Origin of the sequence: Methylobacterium tarhaniae (assembly GCF_001043955.1) — a bacterium.
In the GTDB taxonomy this organism is placed as follows: domain Bacteria; phylum Pseudomonadota; class Alphaproteobacteria; order Rhizobiales; family Beijerinckiaceae; genus Methylobacterium; species Methylobacterium tarhaniae.
In genome coordinates this window covers 1-18,068 of sequence record NZ_LABZ01000027.1, presented here as the reverse complement: position 1 = coordinate 18,068, position 18,068 = coordinate 1, and the positions used below count along the sequence as shown (strand labels likewise).

General features: G+C 71.3%; 20 protein-coding genes. 11 read left to right on the top strand and 9 right to left on the bottom strand.

All coding sequences use genetic code 11. The annotated features are described in order from the left end of the window. The first annotated feature begins 84 nt into the window (after positions 1-84). Entirely contained in the window at positions 85-570 is a 486-nt protein-coding gene (locus VQ03_RS05165) for a MarR family winged helix-turn-helix transcriptional regulator (protein ID WP_048449798.1), read from the top strand. A 3-nt stretch (positions 571-573) separates the two neighbouring features. On the opposite strand, the gene VQ03_RS05160 is transcribed toward VQ03_RS05165, so the two are convergent. The 4 genes from VQ03_RS05160 to VQ03_RS05145 form a co-directional block, all read right to left on the bottom strand. Beyond that, entirely contained in the window at positions 574-1,035 is a 462-nt protein-coding gene (locus VQ03_RS05160; RefSeq protein ID WP_048449797.1) for an acyl-CoA thioesterase, read from the bottom strand. Then, the gene (locus tag VQ03_RS05155) at positions 1,032-2,840 is read right to left on the bottom strand and encodes a feruloyl-CoA synthase (RefSeq protein WP_167376058.1); all 1,809 of its coding nucleotides are present in this window, start codon (positions 2,838-2,840) and stop codon (positions 1,032-1,034) included. The genes VQ03_RS05160 and VQ03_RS05155 overlap by 4 nt, the downstream gene beginning before the upstream one ends. Before the next feature lie 16 nt (positions 2,841-2,856). After that, positions 2,857-4,071 (bottom strand): ABC transporter substrate-binding protein, encoded by a 1,215-nt coding sequence (locus tag VQ03_RS05150; protein ID WP_048449795.1) that lies wholly within the window; start codon positions 4,069-4,071, stop codon positions 2,857-2,859. 484 nt (positions 4,072-4,555) lie between these two features. Then, positions 4,556-5,347, bottom strand: coding sequence for a crotonase/enoyl-CoA hydratase family protein (locus VQ03_RS05145; protein WP_048449794.1), 792 nt, complete (start codon positions 5,345-5,347; stop codon positions 4,556-4,558). Between the two features lie 136 nt (positions 5,348-5,483). On the opposite strand from VQ03_RS05145, the gene VQ03_RS05140 reads away from it, so the two are divergent. Genes VQ03_RS05140 through VQ03_RS05125 form a run of 4 tightly spaced genes read left to right on the top strand, consistent with a single transcriptional unit; the run spans position 5,484 to position 9,075 of the window. After that, positions 5,484-6,467, top strand: coding sequence for a 3-hydroxyacyl-CoA dehydrogenase NAD-binding domain-containing protein (locus VQ03_RS05140; protein ID WP_048449793.1), 984 nt, complete (start codon positions 5,484-5,486; stop codon positions 6,465-6,467). A 30-nt stretch (positions 6,468-6,497) separates the two neighbouring features. After that, the gene (locus tag VQ03_RS05135; protein ID WP_048449792.1) at positions 6,498-7,379 is read left to right on the top strand and encodes a beta-keto acid cleavage family enzyme; all 882 of its coding nucleotides are present in this window, start codon (positions 6,498-6,500) and stop codon (positions 7,377-7,379) included. Positions 7,380-7,393: 14 nt separating this feature from the next. Further along, entirely contained in the window at positions 7,394-8,614 is a 1,221-nt protein-coding gene (locus tag VQ03_RS05130; protein ID WP_048449791.1) for an ABC transporter substrate-binding protein, read from the top strand. Beyond that, the gene (locus VQ03_RS05125; RefSeq protein ID WP_048449790.1) at positions 8,611-9,075 is read left to right on the top strand and encodes a DUF3237 domain-containing protein; all 465 of its coding nucleotides are present in this window, start codon (positions 8,611-8,613) and stop codon (positions 9,073-9,075) included. Before VQ03_RS05130 ends, VQ03_RS05125 begins: the two co-directional genes overlap by 4 nt. Here VQ03_RS05125 and VQ03_RS05120 read toward each other — a convergent pair. Next, positions 9,047-10,126 (bottom strand): PAS domain-containing protein, encoded by a 1,080-nt coding sequence (locus VQ03_RS05120; RefSeq protein WP_048449789.1) that lies wholly within the window; start codon positions 10,124-10,126, stop codon positions 9,047-9,049. The two genes, VQ03_RS05125 and VQ03_RS05120, sit on opposite strands and share 29 nt — an antisense overlap. Before the next feature lie 557 nt (positions 10,127-10,683). Here VQ03_RS05120 and VQ03_RS05115 point away from each other — a divergent pair. Both VQ03_RS05115 and msrA read left to right on the top strand, forming a co-directional pair. Then, positions 10,684-10,932 carry a hypothetical protein gene (locus tag VQ03_RS05115; protein WP_157063969.1) on the top strand — a complete coding sequence of 83 codons (249 nt, stop codon included), beginning with the start codon at positions 10,684-10,686 and terminating at the stop codon, positions 10,930-10,932. Positions 10,933-11,095: 163 nt separating this feature from the next. Next, positions 11,096-11,755 (top strand): peptide-methionine (S)-S-oxide reductase MsrA, encoded by a 660-nt coding sequence (gene msrA, locus VQ03_RS05110; protein ID WP_048449787.1) that lies wholly within the window; start codon positions 11,096-11,098, stop codon positions 11,753-11,755. A gap of 43 nt (positions 11,756-11,798) precedes the next feature. On the opposite strand, the gene mepA is transcribed toward msrA, so the two are convergent. Then, complete coding sequence (gene mepA, locus VQ03_RS05105) at positions 11,799-12,719, bottom strand: penicillin-insensitive murein endopeptidase (protein ID WP_048449786.1); 921 nt, start codon at positions 12,717-12,719, stop codon at positions 11,799-11,801. 282 nt (positions 12,720-13,001) lie between these two features. Here mepA and VQ03_RS05100 point away from each other — a divergent pair, with 282 nt between their 5' ends. Next, positions 13,002-13,376 (top strand): PRC-barrel domain-containing protein, encoded by a 375-nt coding sequence (locus VQ03_RS05100; protein ID WP_048449831.1) that lies wholly within the window; start codon positions 13,002-13,004, stop codon positions 13,374-13,376. A gap of 39 nt (positions 13,377-13,415) precedes the next feature. On the opposite strand, the gene VQ03_RS05095 is transcribed toward VQ03_RS05100, so the two are convergent. Both VQ03_RS05095 and VQ03_RS05090 read right to left on the bottom strand, forming a co-directional pair. Beyond that, entirely contained in the window at positions 13,416-13,778 is a 363-nt protein-coding gene (locus tag VQ03_RS05095) for a hypothetical protein (protein ID WP_048449830.1), read from the bottom strand. A gap of 40 nt (positions 13,779-13,818) precedes the next feature. Then, the gene (locus VQ03_RS05090) at positions 13,819-14,232 is read right to left on the bottom strand and encodes an EVE domain-containing protein (RefSeq protein ID WP_048449785.1); all 414 of its coding nucleotides are present in this window, start codon (positions 14,230-14,232) and stop codon (positions 13,819-13,821) included. A 257-nt stretch (positions 14,233-14,489) separates the two neighbouring features. Here VQ03_RS05090 and VQ03_RS05085 point away from each other — a divergent pair, with 257 nt between their 5' ends. Next, complete coding sequence (locus VQ03_RS05085; RefSeq protein ID WP_245291971.1) at positions 14,490-15,098, top strand: LysE family translocator; 609 nt, start codon at positions 14,490-14,492, stop codon at positions 15,096-15,098. A 79-nt stretch (positions 15,099-15,177) separates the two neighbouring features. Here VQ03_RS05085 and secB read toward each other — a convergent pair whose 3' ends face one another. Then, positions 15,178-15,675, bottom strand: a complete 498-nt coding sequence (gene secB / locus VQ03_RS05080) for a protein-export chaperone SecB (protein WP_048449784.1) — start codon at positions 15,673-15,675, stop codon at positions 15,178-15,180. 424 nt (positions 15,676-16,099) lie between these two features. On the opposite strand from secB, the gene VQ03_RS05075 reads away from it, so the two are divergent. After that, positions 16,100-16,819 (top strand): Tim44/TimA family putative adaptor protein, encoded by a 720-nt coding sequence (locus VQ03_RS05075; protein ID WP_208605477.1) that lies wholly within the window; start codon positions 16,100-16,102, stop codon positions 16,817-16,819. Between the two features lie 138 nt (positions 16,820-16,957). Further along, on the top strand, positions 16,958-18,068 hold a 1,111-nt coding region (mltA, locus tag VQ03_RS05070; RefSeq protein WP_048449782.1), incomplete at its 3' end, for a murein transglycosylase A.

Here is an 18,068-nt window from a genome sequence, read left to right as displayed (position 1 = left end):
GGCACGGCCTCCCCGCTTGCGCCCGGGCCCGATCGCGGGCAGGTGGCGGGACCGATGTCACGGCCGGAAAGGTCCCCTCCAGCGTTGCAGAGCGATGATTCCGCGGGCCTCGCCCATCTCGAAGGACTGATCGGTTACACGTTGCGGCGCTCGCAGGTCGCGGTGTCCCGCAGCTTCGTCCAGCTCTTCTCCGACCTCGACGTGCGCCAGACCCAGCTCGGCGTGCTCAACATCATCGAGGGCAGCCCCGGCCTCAAGCCGAGCCAGATCGGTGCCGCCATCGGCATCAAGCGGGCGAATGTCGGCCCGCTCCTCGACGAGTTGGAGGCGCGCGGCCTGGTGCGCCGGGAGCCCAGCCCCTCGGACCGCCGCTCGCAGGCCCTCTTCCTCACCCGCCGGGGCACGGCGCTGATGGCCGAGCTGCATCAGCGCGAGGCCGCGCACGAGGAGCGGATCGCCGCCTTCCTGAGCCCGGAGGAGCGGGCCGTGCTCCTCGACCTGCTGCGCCGCGTCGCGCAGGGCGCACGGGATGCGGCGGGGGACGAGGTGGGGGTGGACGAGGCGGATTGACCCTCACTCCCCCCGGAACCGCCGCACCAACTCGTCGGGGATCGGCGCCGCCTTCATCCGGGCCGGGTCGTCGGGGTGGCGGCCGGCCCAGACCCGGCGCTCGCGGCCCTCGACGGCGAGGGTGCCGGCATTGAGCAGGCGGTGGCGCACGGCAAAGCTCGAGCGGCCGACATCCACCACCGTCGAGACGATCTCGACCGTATCGCCGTAGCGCGAGGGCTTGAGGAAGCGCGCGCCGGTCTCGACGAGCGGGATGCCGAGGAGGTCGTAGCGCGCCAGCATCCCGGCCTTCGGCAGCCCGGTGGCGGCCTCGCACAGCATCGCGGTCGACCAGTCGAAGAAGTCGAAGAAGCGCGGGTTGAACACGATGCCGGCGGGGTCGCAATGGCCCCACTCGACCGTCAGGGTGCGGGCATGGGTGAAGCCCTCGTGATCGACGATCGGGTCCTGCGTCGGCGGGGTCATGCGGTCTCCGGGGTGATGATGGCGGGGCCGATCGGCGCGGCGTAGAGCATCTCCACCGCGTCGGCCCGGTTGCGCAGCACGCCGCGCTGGTTGATCGAGCCCTTGTCGGTCACCTCGTCGCGGTCGAGGGCCGGGGGCTCGGCAAGGAGCATCAGCCGGGCGATGCGGTTCGACGAGCCGGTGGCGTTCCGGGCGAAGGCCGCGAGACGCCGGGCGAAGTCCTGGCGCAAAGCCGGGTGGGCGAGGACCGCATCATCGTCACGCGCGTCCCCGCAGAGCGCCCGGCAGGCGGCGAGATCGGGGAAGACCAGGGCGGTGACCTCGTCCCGGGCCTCGCCCGCGATGGCGACGTCGCGCACCAGCGGCTGGAACGCGTCGAGGAAGGCGGCGCGCAAGGGCCCGACGCTGACCCAGACCCCGGTGGTGAGCTTGAAATCCTCGTTGAGGCGCCCGTCGAAGGTGAAGCCGCGATGCGGGTCGTCGGGATCGACCGGCACCAGGGCGTCGCCGAGACGATAGAAGCCCTCCTCGTCGAAGGCGGCCGCGGTCAGGTCCGGCCGGCGCCAGTAGCCGGGGGTGACGTTGGGCCCGCGCACCCGCGCCTCGCGCTTGGCGCCGACGGGCGCGACCTTCAGCTCGACACCCGGGGCCGGCAGGCCGACCTGGCCGGCCTTCGCCGGGCGGTCGTCGGTGACGAGGGCGAGCGGCGCGGTCTCGGTGGCGCCGAGACCCGTCACCATCGGCACCGTCCGGCCGATGGTCTGGCGGGCGAGGTCGTCGATCGCGTCCCAGACCGGCTGCGGCAGGCCGGCCGCGGCGAAGAAGGTGACCTGGAGCCGGCTGAAGAAGTTCTTCCGCAACGCCTCGTCGTCGCGCAGATGCGGCACCAGCGCCTCGAAGCCCTTCGGCACCGTGAGGTAGAGCGTGGGCGCCACCTCCCGCAGGGCCCGCACGGTCTCGCGGATCCCGCCGGGGGTCGGCCGGCCCTCGTCGATGTGGAGCGTGCCGCCATTCGCCAGCACCAGGTTGAAGTTGTGGTTGCCCCCGAACGTGTGGTGCCAGGGCAGCCAGTCGACCATCACCGGCGGCTCGCGGGTCAGCGCGGGGAACCGGGCTTGCAGCATCGCCTGGTTGGCGGCGAGCATCCGGTGGGTGTTCACCACCGCCTTCGGCACGCCGGTGGAGCCGGAGGTGAACAGGAGCTTCGCCACCGTCTCAGGAACCACCGCCGCATGGGCGGCGGCGACGGCTTCGGGGCTTTCTCCCTGCAGCAGATCCGCGAACGGCGTCGCGGCCCGGCCGATCGCCGCACCGTCGCCGATCACCACCTCGGTTCCCGGCGGGACCGCCGCCGCGATGGCGGGGGCGTAGGGGGCCCCTTCCGCCGCGAAGACCAGGCCGGGGGTGAGCAGCTCCACGATCGCCCGCAGGCGGGCATGGTCCTGCGACACCGTCGAATAGGCCGGCGAGACCGGCGCCACCGCGATGCCGACATGGAGGGCGGCGAGCGAGAGCAGCGCGTGCTCGAAGCTGTTGCCCGACAGGATCATCACCGGCCGCTCGGCCGAGAGATTGCGGGCAAGCAACGCCGCGGCGATCCGCTCCACGGCCTCGAGCGCCGCCCCGTAGGTCAGGGGCTCGAAGGCCCCGTTCGACCCGCGCCGGACCAGGAACGGCCTGTCCGGCGCTTCTTCGGCGTGGCGGGTCAGGTGCGCGGTCAGGCGCTCGGGGTAGGGCGGCAACGCGGCGTGGGCGGTGACGAGCAGGCTGCCGTCGGCGCGTTCGACGAAACGATGCGTGTCCATCGGCATGTCCATCGCCTCACCCCTTCGCCAGCGGGCAGCCGCCCTCGGAGAGCGGGCGCCAGGCTTCCTCCGCCGGCACGGTGCGGACCGGCTTGAAGTAGTCCCAGCCGCCCTTGCTCTCGGCCGGGGTCTTGGTGGTGAGGAGATACATCGGGTGCAGCTTGCGGCCGTCCTCGCGGATGCGGCCGGGCCCGAAGATCGGATCGTCGGTCGGCATCGCCTTCATGGCGGCCACCACGGCGCGGCCGTCGCCGGCCTCCTTCACGGTGCCGAGCGCCTTCAGGTAATGCTCCACCGCCGAGTAGACTCCGGCCTGCATGTCGTTCGGCATGGCGTGGCGCGGATGACGGGCGGCATAGCGCGCCGCGAAGGCCCGGGTGCCGTCGTCGAGGTCCCAGTAATACGGCGTGACGATGTAGACGCCCTGCGTCGCCTTGAGGCCGAGCGCCGGCATGTTGGTGATGTTGAGGATCAGCCCGGCGAGGCGCTGGGCCGGGGCGATGCCGAATTCCGCCGCCTGCTTCAAGGCGTTCGAGGTGTCGTCGCCGGCATTCGCCAGCCCGATCACGTCGGCGCCCGACGCTTGCGCCTGGAGCAGGAAGGACGAGAAGTCGGCGGTGCCGAGGGGATGGCGCGACGCCCCCTTCACGCTGCCGCCCGTGGCCTTCACCTCCTCGGCGGCCGAGCCTTCGAGGTCCTTGCCGAAGGTGTAGTCGGCGGTGAGGAAGTACCAGGACTTTCCGCCCTGCTGCACCAGGGCCTTGGCGAGCGCGTGGCCGAGGGACCAGGTGTCGTAGGTCCAGTGCACCGTGTTCGGTGAGCATTGCTTGCCGGTGAGCTCGGCGGTGCCGGCGCCCGAGCCGATGAACACCTTGTTCTTCTCCCGCGCCAGGTTCGACACCGCGAGCGCCACGGCGGAGTTCGGCACGTCGACGATCAGGTCGACGCCGTCCTGGTCGAACCAGCGCCGGGCGATCGAGGCGCCGATATCGGTCTTGTTCTGGTGGTCGGCCGAGACCAGCTCGACCGGCCGCCCGGCCTTGGCTGCGAAATCCTCGATGGCGAGCTGGGCGGCGATGACCGAGCCCTGGCCCTGGTAGTCGGCGTAAGGCCCCGACATGTCGTTGAGGACGCCGATCTTCACCGGCCGCTCGGCGGCGGCAGCGGGGGCGAGGAGCGACAGGAAGGCGGCGAGCGCCGGGGCGAGCCGGCGGATCGGGCGATGGGGCATGGTTTCCTCCGGGGGTTAAGCCGGTCTTGGTGCCGGTTCTTGGGATTCAGTGTTGGGAAGTCGGGACAATTTCTTGGTATAGCCGAATAAAGATCGGGCGCAGGATCCCCTCTCCCGTGTGGGAGAGGGGTCGGGGTGAGGATGATGCGCGTCAGTGTGAAGCGCTGAGCGTGGTGATCGAAGCGGGACGGTTCTTCCCAATTCAGGACCGTGTCACCCTCACCCCCAACCCCTCTCCCACACGGGAGAGGCGAACCGCGCTCGACGTTGATCCGCTGCGTTTCCACCTCTCAGGGTCATCCCGGGGCTCGCCGAAGGCGAGAGCCCGTGGTGCCGAAGGCACGCCCAGAACCGCGGGCGGTGCCGGATGAGTCGGCCGTGTTCCGCCCTTTGCTGAACATCCTGCGGTGCTGGATTCCGGGCTCCGCTTTCGCGGCCCCGCAATGACCAAGCGGGTTTCAGGACGTGGTGCGGGTCAGCAGGACTACTCCCGCACCTTCTTCGCCCGCCCCTCCAGAAATTCCGCCAATCGCCGCTTCGCCTCGGCGTCGCTCTGCGCCACCGCGGTCATCAGCGCCTCGGTGAGGTACCCGGTCGCCGGGTCGGCCTCGGCGATGCGCGGCAGGGCGTGGATCAGGGCGTAATTGGTGAGCGGCGCGTTCTCGGCCGCCCGGGTGGCGAGCGCGATCGCCCGCTCCAGCCCCTCCCCTGCCGGCGTCACGTAATGCGACAGGCCGAGCCGCTCGCCGCTCTCGGCATCGTGGACGCGGCCGGTCAGCATCATGTCGCGCATCCGCGAGACGCCGATCAGCCGCGGCAGCCGCACCGAGGCGCCGCCGCCGACGAAGATGCCGCGCTGGCCCTCCGGCAGGGCGTAGAAGGCGGAGGTCTCGGCCACCCGCAGATGGGCCGACAGCGCAAGTTCCAGCCCGCCGCCGATCACCGCGCCCTTCAGCGCCGCCACCACCGGCACCCGGCCGAACTCGATTTCGTGGAAGGCCCGGTGCCACATCCGCGAATGCAGCATCCCGGCCGGGGCGTCGCGCTCGGTCAGCTCGGCGAGGTCGAGCCCGGCGCAGAAATGCGGGCCTTCCGCGGCGATGACCAGCGCCCGCACGTCGTCGGGCAGGTTCCGGGCGATGCGCTCCAGCCCCAGCACCATGCCGTCGTCGAGGGCGTTGCGCTTGTGCGGGCGGTTCAGGGTGACGATCGCCACGGCGTCCCGCCGGGTGACGACCAGGGACTCGGTGCCGAGGCCCGACAGGTCCTCCGCCATATCGGCGCTCCTCCGATTCTCGCTCCGGCCGTTTCGCGCCGGATTGCCAAACCTGATTTGTAATGTGATATAACTATCTCAACGGGTCAATCGGGCGACAAGCCCTGACAGAGACCCGATCAGGGAGGGCGCCGCGATGGACGACGCGAGCGAGCGGGCGAGAGACCCGGATTCCGGCTACCGCACGGCCATCGGACGGGTGGCGGTGATCGGCACCGGCGTCATCGGGGCGTCCTGGGTGTCTCAGTTCTTAGGCTCCGGCCTCGACGTCGTCGCCACCGATCCGGCCCCCGGTGCCGAAGACCGCTTGCGCGAGACAGTCGCCCGGCACTGGCCGGTTCTCGAATCAATCGGCCTTGCCCCCGGCGCCTCGCCCGAGCGCCTGACCTTCGTGGCCGGGCCGGAAGAAGCGGCGGAGGGCGCCGATTTCGTGCAGGAGAACGGGCCCGAGCGCCTGGAGATCAAGCACGAGACCTATCGGCGCCTCGACGCCGCGGCGGCGCCCGACGTGGTGCTGGCGACCAGCTCCTCCGGCCTCACCCCGAGCGCGGTGCAGACCGCCTGCCGTCATCCCGGCCGGGTCGTCCTCGGCCACCCCTTCAACCCGCCCCATCTGGTGCCGCTGGTCGAGGTTCTGGGCGGAGAACGGACCGACGAGGGCGCCATCGCGGCGGCGATGACGTTCTACGCGCGCATCGGCAAGCGGCCGATCCGCCTGCGGCGCGAGCTCGTCGGCCACGTCGCCAACCGGCTCCAGGCGGCGCTCTGGCGCGAGGCCTTCCATCTCGTCGGCTCGGGCGCCGCCACGGTGGCCGATATCGACGCCGCCATCGCCCATGGGCCGGGCCTGCGCTGGGCGCTGATGGGGCCGTGCCTGCTCAACCATCTCTCGGGCGGCCCCGGTGGGCTCGCCCACACCCTCGACCATCTCGGGCCGCTGATGGAGGCGATGTGGGCCGATCTCGGCGACCCGCGCCTGACGCCCGAGCTGAAGCAGGCCCTCGTGCGCGGCCTCGAACAGGCGCTCGAAGGGCGCGACCGGGACGCGATGGTGGCGCAGCGCGACCGGCTCCTCGTCGACCTCGTCCGGCAGAAGCGCGAGGCGCCGGACCTGCCGTAACCCAACCCCGACGAACCAAGGGAGGACAACATGGCCAAGGTGATCGTGACGGTGGCGCCGACCGGCGGCATGGCCTCGAAGGCGCAGAACCCCAACCTGCCGACCCAGCCGCAGGAAATCGCCGAATCGGTGCACAAGTCCTGGAAAGAGGGCGCGGCCATCGCGGCGCTCCACGCCCGCCGGCCCGACGACGAGGCGACCTGCAACGACGGGATCTACCGCGACATCAACCGGCGCATCCGCGAGCGCTGCGACATCATCCTCAACAACTCGACCGGCGGCGGATCGAGCGGCGACATGCTGGTGCCGCGCCCCGACGGGCTGTTCGAATCGAGCTTCGAGGAGCGGCTGAAGGGCTGCGAGGCCGGCGCCGAGATGGCGACCTTCGACGGCATGACCTTCGCGGACGTGCATGGCGGCCGCGAGATCCTGGTGGTGACGACGCCGAGCCGCTGCGAGGCCCTGGCGAAGCGCATGCAGGAGCGCGGCATCAAGCCGGAATGGGAGGTGTTCGGGCCCCAGCACATCCTGCAGGACGTGACCCGGCTGATCGAGAAGGGCTACGACAAGCCGCCCTACTACATCAACATGGTGCTCGGCGCCGACAAGGGCTTCCAGGGCGCGATGCCCTACTCGCACGACATCCTGGCGGCGATGATCCGGATGCTGCCGCCGCAATCGATCTTCTGCGTCTCCGGCATCGGCCCGGCACAGCTGCCGGCGACCACGCAGGCCATCCTGCTCGGCGGCCACGTCCGGGTCGGGCTCGAGGACAACAACTATTATTCCCGCGGCCAGCTCGCCACCAACGAGCAGCTGGTGGCCCGCACGGTGCGGATCATCAAGGAGCTGAACCACGAGCCGGCGAGCCCGGCCGAGGCCCGGGAGATCCTCGGCCTCAAGGCCGTCTGACGGGAGGGAGCACGATGCGCGCCCTCCGCTCCGCCCTGCTCGCGGGCCTGATCGCCTTCGCGCCGGCTGCCGCCGATGCGGAGGGCGCCGTTTCCGGCGACCGCGTCAAGATCGGCGTGCTGGCCGACATGTCGACGGCGATGTCCGACAATTACGGCACCGGCAGCGTCACCGCGGCGCGGCTCGCGGTCGAGGATTTCGGCGCGACCGTGCTGGGCCGCCCGATCGAGATCGTCGCCGCCGACCACCAGAGCAAGCCGGACGTGGCGAGCACGCTCGCCCGGCGCTGGTACGACGTCGAGGGGGTCGACATGATCACCGACCTCGGCAATTCGGCGGTGGCCCTCGGCGTCCAGGCGCTGGCCCGTGAGAAGGGGCGCCTCGCCCTCATCACGGGCTCGGGCTCGACGGTGATCACCGGGGCGCAATGCTCGCCGAACGGCGCGCTCTGGGTCATCGACACCCACGCTCTCTCCCGCGCCATCGCCAAGCCCCTGGTGGAATCGGGGGAGAAGACCTGGTTCTACGTCGTCGCCGACATCACGCTGGGAAAATCCTTCGTCGCCGACGTGACCCCGGTGGTGACGGGCGGCGGCGGCAAGGTGGCGGGCCAGGTCTTCCATCCCCTGCTCTCGCCCGACCTGTCGTCGCAGATCCTCCAGGCGCAAGCCTCCGGCGCCGGGGTGATCGCCCTGTTCAATGTCGGCGGCGACGCGATCAACGCGGTCAAGCAGGCCTCGGAATTCGGCGTGCTCGGCGGCCAGCAGAAGCTCGCCGGGTTCTACATGACGGCGGTCGATGTCCACGCCCTGGGGCTCAAGGTGGCGGGCGGCCTCTACCTCGCCGAGGCGTTCTACTGGGACACCGACGAGGCGACCCGCGCCTTCGCCAAGCGCTTCTACGACCGCCAGCGCGCGATGCCGAACAGCTACCAGGCCGGCGTCTATTCGGCGGTCATGCACTACCTCAAGGCCGTGAGGGCCGCCGGCACCGATGCGGCCGAGCCGGTCATGGCCAAGATGCGCGAGATGCCGATCGAGGACGTCATGACCAAGGGCGGCCGCCTGCGGCCGGACGGGCGGGTGGTCCGCGAGGTCTCGCTGTTCCGGGTCAAGCGCCCGGAGGAGTCGACGGGAGAATGGGACGTGATGGAGCGGGTCGCGACGCTCCCCGGCGACGAGGCTTTCCGGCCACTCGCCGAGAGCGACTGTCCCCTGGTGAGGGCCAAGCCATGACGATCCCGGCCCCCACCCTCACCCATGTCTTCGACGCCCGCATCGCGGTGGCGGCGCCCGTCGAGGTCGGCGTCACGACGGCAGGCAGCCGGCGGGTCATCGCCATCACCGGCGGCACCGTGTCCGGCCCGGGCCTCGCCGGCCGGATCGTGCCCGGCGGCGCCGATTACCAGACCATCGCGGGCGACGGGCTGACCCAGCTCCACGCCCGCTACGTGATCGAGGCCGCGGGCGGCGCCCTGGTCTATGTCGAGAATACCGGCCTGCGCTTCGGGCCGCCCGAGGCCCTGGAGCGCCTGCGGCGGGGCGAGCCGGTCGATCCGGCCCTGATCTATTTCCGCACCGCGCCCCGGTTCGAGACCGCTTGCCCACACCTCGCCTGGATGCAGACCAGCCTGTTCCTCGCCACCGGCGCCCGGGCGCCGGACCATGTCAGCCTGAGCGTATACCGGGTAGGGTGACGTCTCCCTCCGCCCGGGCCACCGCCACGGTTCCGCCCTCGACGAGGGTGAAGACGATCCCGGCACCACGCAGGGCCGCCAGGACATGCGGGCGCGAGCGCGAAGCCGCTCCCTCGGAATCCTCCTCCAGGCGCCGCACGGTGGAGAGGGAGACGCCGCTCGCCCGCGCGAGGTCGTTCAGGGTCCAGTCGAGGAGGCCGCGGGCCGCCCGCAGGTGGCAGCCCTCGATCGCCGCCTCGACCTGGCGCGGCGAGATATCCCGCAGGGGGGGCGCCTCACCCTCGAGCGGCGTGATCACGGCGGTCCAGCAGACCGGATCGGGAGCCCCGTCGCGCAGGGGCACCATCATCATGCGGAACGGTGCAGCCCCGCCTGCCGCGAGCCGCAGGGTCGGCGTGATGCTGAACGGTCGCCCCGCCGCCGCGAGGCGGGGCAGCGCGTCGCGCCAGCGCGGCCACTCTTCCGGCACGAACGGGGTGAGCCAGTTCGCCCGCACCTCCTCGCGGCGCAGGCCCACCAGGGCCAGGAAGTCGGGGCCGTACTCGGTCAGCGGCAGGCTCGGCTCGGTATACATGAAGATCTGTGCCTGCCGCGCCAGGCTGGCCCGGCGCTGCTGCTCGAGGCGGTGCATCTCGGCCAGGCGCTCGCGGTCGGTCACGTCGAGGAGCACGCCGGTCGCCGCGACCGGGCGCCCGTCGGGGCTGAAGAAGACCTCGCCGCGACTCACCACCGTGCGCGCCGTACCGTCCGGGCGGATCAGCCGGACCGTGTGGCTACCCAGGATCCCGGCGTGAAGGATCTGGGCCACGTCCTCGATCATGTCGCGGTCGGCCGGATGGACGAGCCCGAGCAGTCGCTCGTAGCTCGCGGGGTCACTCTCCGGCAGTCCGAGCAGCCGGTACAGTCCGGACGACCAGATCTGCCGGCCGGTGAGGAAGTCCCAGCGCCAGGCGCCGGTCAGACCGAAGGCCTCGATCAGGCGCATGAAGTCGTGCGACGACAGGTCTGCCGGCCGCGGATCCGCATAACGGTTCGGAAGGGGCAGGCTCATCGGGCGCCCATCATGCATCGTTCCGGGCCGACCCGGCCTGTGCTGCCCCGCCAGGTCGTCGGTCCGTGACGACGCGGTACATGCCGGCGTCCGCCCGCGCGCCGCGCGTTCGAATTCTCCTCTCCAAGGTAAATTTTCCTAAGAGCAGTTGATGCGCGCGGCCACGAACACGCCGAAGTGCCGCAGCGGCATTTGATTGTAAGCCACTGAATACCGGCGGATCAACCGTATCCGAGGTTAGATGCCGGGTGATCCGGGCCGGGCGACCGGTGCCTCGTCCGCCTGCGGGTGAACCGGCTTAGATGGCTGGGCGCGGGCCAGCGGGTACGGCCTTCGTCGCGCGAGCGGCGCTCCGATGCGTCACCACGCAGCACCGAAACATCGATCTTGCAGGGAACGAAGACGGAATTTCTCTCTGCGAGCTTTCACGCAGTAAACATATTCTACTCCGATGCAGAAAATGGAAAAGCGCGTCTATTGCTGCGAGGCCTGCCCTGGACATATCTAATGTGCGGAAGCTCCGGTCCTCGGGGCCGTACGTCATGCCGGGTTCGTCCATGCGTCCTGCCATCTTCGATCCGTTCGGCGAGCGCCTCGACCTGCGGTCCGGGCAGGAGCGGGACGTCGCGTGCATGGCGGGGCGCCGCCGTCCGGTACGGACGCGGCGGATCGTCGGCGCCGTGCTGTTCTGGGCCCTGGCGGCCGGGCTGATCACGGCCCGCGGCGCCTACTTCGATCCGAGCACCGCTTTCGGGCCCGAGGCGCCGGCCCGTGTCGCCGCCACGGGCGCGCCGGTCCTGCGCTGAGCCGAGCGCATCCGGTCAAGCTCCGCCCCCTCGGCGGATGGGATTCGTACCGGAGACAACGAGTCCTCTTCAGGAACCGCATCCGGCACCCCACATCAGGTCGCGATCAGAGGCGTCTCGCCTCCGGAGCCGCGAGGCTCCGTTCCGATACCGGAGCGACCCGATGCTGTTCTTCCGCAAGCGCGCCGAGATGCCCGCCACCGACCAGATCCTGCCGGGGCGGCCCACTCCCCTGCCGACGGCGGAGCGGCACTTCGTCAACGGCCGCCCGCTCAAGGGCCCCTACCCGGACGGCATCGAGACGGTCGTGTTCGGCCTCGGCTGCTTCTGGGGCGCGGAGCGCAAGTTCTGGCAGCTCGGCGACGGCGTCTTCGTCACTGCGGTGGGTTACGCGGCCGGCACCACGCCGAACCCGACCTACGAGGAGGTCTGCTCGGGGCTCACCGGGCACAACGAGGTCGTGCTGGTCGCCTACGACCCGGCCGTGATGCCCTTCGCCGCCCTGCTCAAGACCTTCTGGGAGAGCCACGATCCGACCCAGGGCATGCGCCAGGGCAACGACGTCGGCACCCAGTACCGCTCCGGCATCTACCTGCCCGACGAGGCGCGCCGGGCCGAGGCCGAGGCCTCGCGCGACGCCTACGCGGCGGCCCTGAAGGCTCGGGGCTACGGCCCGATCACCACGGAGATCCGCGACGGCGGCCCGTTCTACTTCGCCGAGGATTACCACCAGCAGTACCTGGCCAAGAATCCGGGCGGCTATTGCGGCTTGGGGGGAACCGGCGTGTCCTGCCCGATCGGGGTCGGCGTCGCGGCCGAGTGAGCGACGGGGGCCGGGACCGGCTCGACCGGTCCCGGCCTTGCGATCACCGCGCCTTCAGCACCGTGCGGCAGGCTTCGGGCAGGCCCGCCAGGGTCATCGGCGGGCGCGGCTTGCCGGGCGGGCGCGGCTTGGGATTCAGCACCGCGTCCGAGAACCAGTAATCGAGCTCGGAGCCGCAGCCGTCGCCGGCCGGCGGCGGGTCCTGGTCGTGGCAGGCCGCCTCGCCGGCCGGGCATTCGAGCCGGATGTGAAAGTGGTAGTTGTGGCCGTAGATCGGCCGCACCTTGGTGAGCCAGCTCCGGTCGGACCCCGCCTCGCGGCAGAGCGCCAGCTTGATCGCCGGGTTGACGAAGATCCGCGCCACCCCGGGCTCGCGCGCCACCATCTTGATCAGGCGCAGGTGCTCCGGCCGCCACACGCTCGGGTCGATGTCGCGCCGGTCCGGGCGCACCACGTTGGTGGCGGACATTTCCTCGCGCTCGGCCCGGGTCAGGCGCCGGTCCGGCATCGGCGTGAGCCAGATGTCGGCGTCGAGGCCGAGCTGGTGCGAGGCGTGGCCGGTCAGCATCGGCCCGCCCCGGGGCTGGGACATGTCGCCGACGAGGAGCCCCGGCCAGCCCGCCTTGCGCGGCGCATCGGTGGCGATCTTCTCCAGGAAGGCGACGAGCCGCGGGTGGCCCCAGTTCCGGTTGCGCGACAGGCGCATCACCTGCCAGGTGGCGCCGTCGATCGGCAGGGACTCGGCGCCGGCCACGCAGCCCCGCGCGTAGCCGCCGATCGCCTGCGGCGGCAGGGCCGCCGGCGTCGTGGCGCGGCCGAACAGGGCCTTGGCCGGCGTGGACGGATCGTCCGGGTTGGCGAGCGGCGGCAGCGGCTTCGGGTTGAGGGTGCCGCGATCCTGCGCGAGGGCGGGAGCGGCGAGCGCGAGGAGAACCGTCAGGACGGCGGCACGGCGAATCGGCATGGCTGCAGGCTAGCGCTACCACGGCCCTTGGGGAACCGCCCCGCGCTTCGCCATTCGCCGCAGAGCCCGACGGGATGAGCCGCATCGGGGCTCCCGACCCGGATGGCCGCCGGGACTTTCTGCCGGGGCTCGAACGAGGACCCGCGCGGGGCCGGAACAGGTATCGCCGCGGAAGCGTTGCCGGAATGGAAGACGCGTGACCAAGACACGCGATATCAAGACACGCGACCCGGAGGAATTCCGATGACCACCGTCGCACCGACCGTCGGCGATCGCTCCGACATGGGGAGCACCACCACCAACGAAACCAACTCGCTGATTGCCAGCGACCGCGTCGAGGGCACCACCGTGCGGCGCCCGAACGGCGACGGCATCGGCCGCATCGAGCGCCTGATGATCGAGAAGACCTCCGGTCAGGTGGTCTATGCCGTGATGAGCTTCGGCGGCTTCCTCGGCATCGGCGAGGGCTACTACACCATTCCGTGGTCGACCCTGCGCTTCTCGCCGGAGCTGGACGCCTACGTGCTCGACATCACCGAGGAGCAGCTCCGCTCCGCACCGCAGGCCTCGCCGGAGGGCAGCGATCCGTCCTATGACCGGCAATGGGAGGAGCACGTCCACCGCTACTTCAACGCCACGCCGTACTGGAGCATCTGACGGGTCGAGCGCGTCCGATGCCGGCCGGCGGATGGCGCCTCACGGCGCCTCCGCCGGCACGCCGGACAGGGTCCAGCGGCACAGGCTCGATTCCTTGACCTTCAGGCAATCGTAGGCGGTGCCGCCGATCACCACCCGCTCGGCATTGCCCTCGACCCGGTCGCGGCCGACCCGCGAGCAGCCGAGATGGTCGGCCTTCGGGTCCGCCAGCCGCGCCTTGATCGCGGCGGGATCGCCCCCCGTCTCCGCCATCAGGATGCGCAGGTTGGCCAAGGCCCCGCAGGTCAGGATCTTCTCGGGCGCGGCTCTCGCGGGTGCGGCCGGTGGCTTGGCTCTCTGGGCCCGCGCGTGATCCGCGAGCAGCAGAAGGACGAGCCCGGCACCGCCGAGGAGACGCCTCACGCGCAAGACCGCCCTCGTGTGCAAGACCGCGCCGCGTCCCTCATAGACCACCCATGCGCCGCACCAGCGCCCATTCCGTCTCGCTGACCGGCTGCACCGACAGGCGCGAGTTGTTGACGAGCACCATCTCCCGCAAGGCCGACTCGGCCTTGATCGCCTCCAGGGTGACGGGTCTGGGCAGAGCCGCGACCGCCTTGAGATCCACCATGCCGAAGCGGCCGGTCTCGTCGGTATGGTCGGGATAATAGGTGCGGATCACCTCGACGATGCCGACCACCGCCTTGCCCTCGTTCGAGTGGTAGAAGAAGCCCTGCTCGCCGAGCCGCATCGCCTCGAGATTCTTACGGGCGACGTGGTTGCGCACCCCGTTCCAGTACGTCCCGGCCTCCCCGGCGGCGACCTGGTCGTCCCATGACCAGACCGAGGGCTCGGATTTGTAGAGCCAGTACGCCATCCCGTCGTCTTTCCTCTCGCGCGATCGAGCCCCCATCGCCCGATCCGGGGGCGGGAGTCCAGGGGGCAGGGCTCGCCCGTCCTGCGGTCACCTGCCCCAGGGTCCGCCGATGTGGCGGCCAACCGCCCGGCGATCGGAACCGGAGATCCGCAGCAGAGCGCGGGATCGCCGCATTGCGAGAGCCGATGGGGCGGGCCTGGCGGAGAACCATGTATCATCGTGCCCGTGTCGCAGGCGCGGCGGGGAGCCGACGGATCGTGGACTGGACCTGGTTTCTCTCGGCGACCGCCTTCGCGGTCGCGATGTCGGCGACGCCCGGCCCCAACAACACCATGGTGGTGGCCTCCGGCGCCACCTACGGCTTTGCCCGCACCGTGCCGCACATGCTCGGCATCGCGGCAGGTTTCCCCGTGATGCTGGTTGTCCTCGGCACCGCCGGCCTGCCGCTCCTCACCGATCCACGGGTCCACGCGGTCCTGAAATGGGTGGGGGCGGCCTACCTGCTGTGGCTCGCCTGGAAGATCGCCAACGCCGATCCTGATCCCGCCGATCCGGCGACGACGGCCTCGGGACGGCCGCTCGGCGCCCTGCAGGCGGCCCTGTTCCAATGGGTGAATCCGAAGGCCTGGATCATCGCCGCGGGGGCGCTCGCCACCTACACGGCTCAAGGAGAGGGCGGCTCGCTCGCCGCGACCCTGCTGCTGGCGGTCCTGTTCGGGCTCGTCGCCCTGCCCTGCCTGGGGTTCTGGACGCTGATCGGCGTCGGCACGGCCCGGATCCTCAGGACGCGGCGCGGCATCAGACTGTTCAACCTCGCCATGGCCGGGCTGCTGGTGGCGTCCCTGGTGCCGGCATTGCGAGAGTAGGGAGAACGGCCGCGTTTCCCGTGAAACACTTTATCAAGAATGCGCGGACCGGGGGACCGGCCCGCGCAGGGGACCGGCGTTACGCGACGCCGCCCTGAGTCTGGGCCTCGGCCGCCTTCTGGCGATAGAGGCCGACGAAATCGATCGGGTCGATGTAGAGCGGCGGGAAGCCGCCGTTGCGCACCGCGTCGGCGATGATCTGGCGGGCGAACGGGAACAGCAGACGCGGGCACTCGATCATGACCGCCGGGTGCATCTGGTCCTGCGGGATGTTGCGCAGGCGGAAGATGCCCGAATAGGTCAGCTCGAAGGCGAACAGCACCTCGGCGCCGATCTTGGCATCGCCCTCGAGGCGCAGGTCGACCTCGAAATCCTCCTCGGCGAGCTGCCGGGCGTTGACGTTGACCTGGATGTTGATCTGCGGGCCCTGCTGCTGCGGCTGCAGCGAGCGCGGCGCGTTCGGGTTCTCGAAGGAGAGGTCCTTGGCGTACTGGGCCAGGGCGTTGAGGGTCGGCGTGAAGTCGTCGGGCTGCGCCGCGGCGCCACCGTTGCCGTTCGGGACCGGGGAGTCGGCCATGGCGGAGGGTTCCTTCGAGGGCTGGACGTAACGACGAACCGTCGCACACTGGCGCGAGAAACGGCGCGCGCGACGGCGGCGTTGCCGCTATCATGCCCGCATCGCGCGAACAAGCAGAGGCGCCGACCATCTCTCCCGCGTCACTGCCCCCCGTGTACTGCGCCCATGCCTGACCCCGCTCCCGACCCTGCGGCAGGCCGGCTTCCGGCCCGGATCCGCGCGGACCGGCGCGTCGTCGCGCGCGGGCGCCTGGATACGGCGGGGGCCCGACCCCATATCGTCCGGAGGCCCGCGGTGCGGCGCCGGCCGGACGCTTGCCTTGCCCCGGTCCCGGTGCCAAAGCCGTCGACGCGCCGGAGATGTCGCAAGCTGTGCCGGGGCGGTCAGGGATGCTCCGCGTAAAGCCGCCACGAACGGATCGATGATGCAGGATTCCCTCGACCTTACGACCCTCATCTTCCTCGGGCTTGCGGTCTTCGTGATCTGGAAGCTGCGCGCCGTCCTCGGTCAGAAGACCGGGAGCGAGCGGCCGCCGTTCAACCCGCTCGCCCGGCGCGAGGAGCCGCCGGCCGCCTCCCGCGACGGCGACAACGTCGTGCGGCTGCCCGGCGCCGGCCCGGAGCGCGGCGCCGCCGCGCCGGTCGCGACCGCGGTGCCGCGCAACTGGAAGGGCGTGGTCGAGCCGAACTCGCCCGCCGCCCGCGGCCTCGACCTGATCCTCCAGCAGGAGCCGAACTTCGACCCCCGCGCCTTCACCGACGGTGCCAAGGTCGCCTACGAGACCATCGTCACCGCCTTCGCCAAGGGTGATCGCAAGACCCTCAAGACCCTGCTCTCGCGCGAGGTCGCCGACGGCTTCGAGCGGGCGATCCAGGGCCGCGAGCGCGCCGGCCAGACCGTCGAGACCACCTTCGTGTCGATCGACCGGGCCGAGATCGTCGGGGTCGACGTGCGCAACCGCGTCGCCCAGGTCACGGTGCGCTACCTCTCGAAGCTGATCACCGCCACCCGCGGACCTCAGGGCCAGGTGATCGACGGCAGCCCCGAGAAGGTCGTCGACGTGACCGACGTCTGGACCTTCGCCCGCACCCTCGGCAGCCGCGACCCGAACTGGCAGCTCGTCGCCACCGAGGCCGGGCATTGAGGGCCGGGCGCTGACGCAAGACCGTCCGGCGGCTTGATCGGCCGCCGGCCATCGGTGACAATCCCTCGCGTCGCGACAGGGTTCGCCGCGCGATGCCACCAGAACACCGCTTTACCGGGGCCGGAGCCCGTCAAGCCCATGCCGCCGGCCCTCGGCTCCCGTCTTCCCGCTCTCGTCCTCGCCTGTGCCGCGGCCGGCCAGGCCGCAGCCTCCCCCGCGACGGCGCCCCTGCGCGTCGGCGAGGCGGTGCTCGAGCCCGTTCCCTTCACCGCCCTCCCGGGCTTCGCCGGCGACGACCTCGCTGCCGCCCTCGCAGCCTTCCGGGCGACCTGCGCGCAGGCCTCCGGGCCGGTCCTCGCCGAAGCGGCGCCGAACGCCCCGAACCAGGATCTCTCCGGGCCCTGCGCCGCCGCGTCGGCGGTGCCGCCGGACGGGGCGAAGGGCTTCTTCACGCGTCACTTCTCCGCCTATCGCGTCCTGCGGCCGAACCGCGACGCCGCGACGGAGCGCACGGCCGGCTTCCTCACCGGCTATTTCGAGCCCGAACTCGACGGCTCGCCGGTGTCGACGCCGGACTTCACCGTGCCGGCCCTGGGGCGCCCCGACGATCTCGTTTCCCTGGAGCCCGGCGAGACCCGGCCCGGTCTCGATCCGGCCTTGCGCGCCGCGCGCCGCGACGGCGACGCCTTCCTTCCCTATCCGGACCGGGCCGCGATCGAGGACGGGGCGCTCGGTGCCCGCGCCCGCCCGCTGCTCTGGCTGCGCGACGCCGTCGACCTTCTGGTGCTGCAGGTCCAGGGCTCCGGCCGGGTGCGTCTGCCGGATGGCCGTTCGGTGCGCCTCGCCTATGACGGCCGCAACGGCCGGCCCTACACCTCGGTCGCCCGCCTCATCGTCACCGGCGGTCACCTGCCGCTCGAAGGGCTGACCCTCGCCCGCTGGACCGGCTGGCTGCGGGCCAACCCGGCCATCGCCCGGGACCTGATCCGCCGCAACGCCTCCTACATCTTCTTCCGCATCGATGACGGGATCCCGGAAGGGGCCGGTCCGCGCGGCGGGGCGGGCGTGCCGCTGACCGCCGGACGGAGCCTCGCGGTCGACGCGACCCTGTGGCGCTACGGCCTGCCGTTCTGGCTGGAGGGATCGCTGCCGGACCCCGATGGCGGCAGCGCCCCCTTGCGCCGCCTCGTGGTGGCGCAGGATACCGGTTCGGCGATCCTGGGGCCTGCCCGCGGCGACCTCTATCTCG

Bases quoted from the DNA above. Each gene is read 5' to 3' on its own strand.
- mepA (WP_048449786.1), bottom strand. From the start codon at position 12,719: ATGCCGATTCGCCGTGCCGCCGTCCTGACGGTTCTCCTCGCGCTCGCC.
- VQ03_RS05130 (WP_048449791.1), top strand. From the start codon at position 7,394: ATGCGCGCCCTCCGCTCCGCCCTGCTCGCGGGCCTGATCGCCTTCGCG.
- VQ03_RS05145 (WP_048449794.1), bottom strand. From the start codon at position 5,347: ATGGCGGAGGACCTGTCGGGCCTCGGCACCGAGTCCCTGGTCGTCACC.
- secB (WP_048449784.1), bottom strand. From the start codon at position 15,675: ATGGCCGACTCCCCGGTCCCGAACGGCAACGGTGGCGCCGCGGCGCAG.
- msrA (WP_048449787.1), top strand. From the start codon at position 11,096: ATGCTGTTCTTCCGCAAGCGCGCCGAGATGCCCGCCACCGACCAGATC.
- VQ03_RS05075 (WP_208605477.1), top strand. From the start codon at position 16,100: ATGCAGGATTCCCTCGACCTTACGACCCTCATCTTCCTCGGGCTTGCG.
- VQ03_RS05140 (WP_048449793.1), top strand. From the start codon at position 5,484: ATGGACGACGCGAGCGAGCGGGCGAGAGACCCGGATTCCGGCTACCGC.
- VQ03_RS05090 (WP_048449785.1), bottom strand. From the start codon at position 14,232: ATGGCGTACTGGCTCTACAAATCCGAGCCCTCGGTCTGGTCATGGGAC.
- VQ03_RS05100 (WP_048449831.1), top strand. From the start codon at position 13,002: ATGGGGAGCACCACCACCAACGAAACCAACTCGCTGATTGCCAGCGAC.
- VQ03_RS05120 (WP_048449789.1), bottom strand. From the start codon at position 10,126: ATGAGCCTGCCCCTTCCGAACCGTTATGCGGATCCGCGGCCGGCAGAC.
- VQ03_RS05135 (WP_048449792.1), top strand. From the start codon at position 6,498: ATGGCCAAGGTGATCGTGACGGTGGCGCCGACCGGCGGCATGGCCTCG.
- VQ03_RS05150 (WP_048449795.1), bottom strand. From the start codon at position 4,071: ATGCCCCATCGCCCGATCCGCCGGCTCGCCCCGGCGCTCGCCGCCTTC.
- VQ03_RS05160 (WP_048449797.1), bottom strand. From the start codon at position 1,035: ATGACCCCGCCGACGCAGGACCCGATCGTCGATCACGAGGGCTTCACC.
- VQ03_RS05125 (WP_048449790.1), top strand. From the start codon at position 8,611: ATGACGATCCCGGCCCCCACCCTCACCCATGTCTTCGACGCCCGCATC.
- VQ03_RS05155 (WP_167376058.1), bottom strand. From the start codon at position 2,840: ATGGACACGCATCGTTTCGTCGAACGCGCCGACGGCAGCCTGCTCGTC.
- VQ03_RS05115 (WP_157063969.1), top strand. From the start codon at position 10,684: ATGCGTCCTGCCATCTTCGATCCGTTCGGCGAGCGCCTCGACCTGCGG.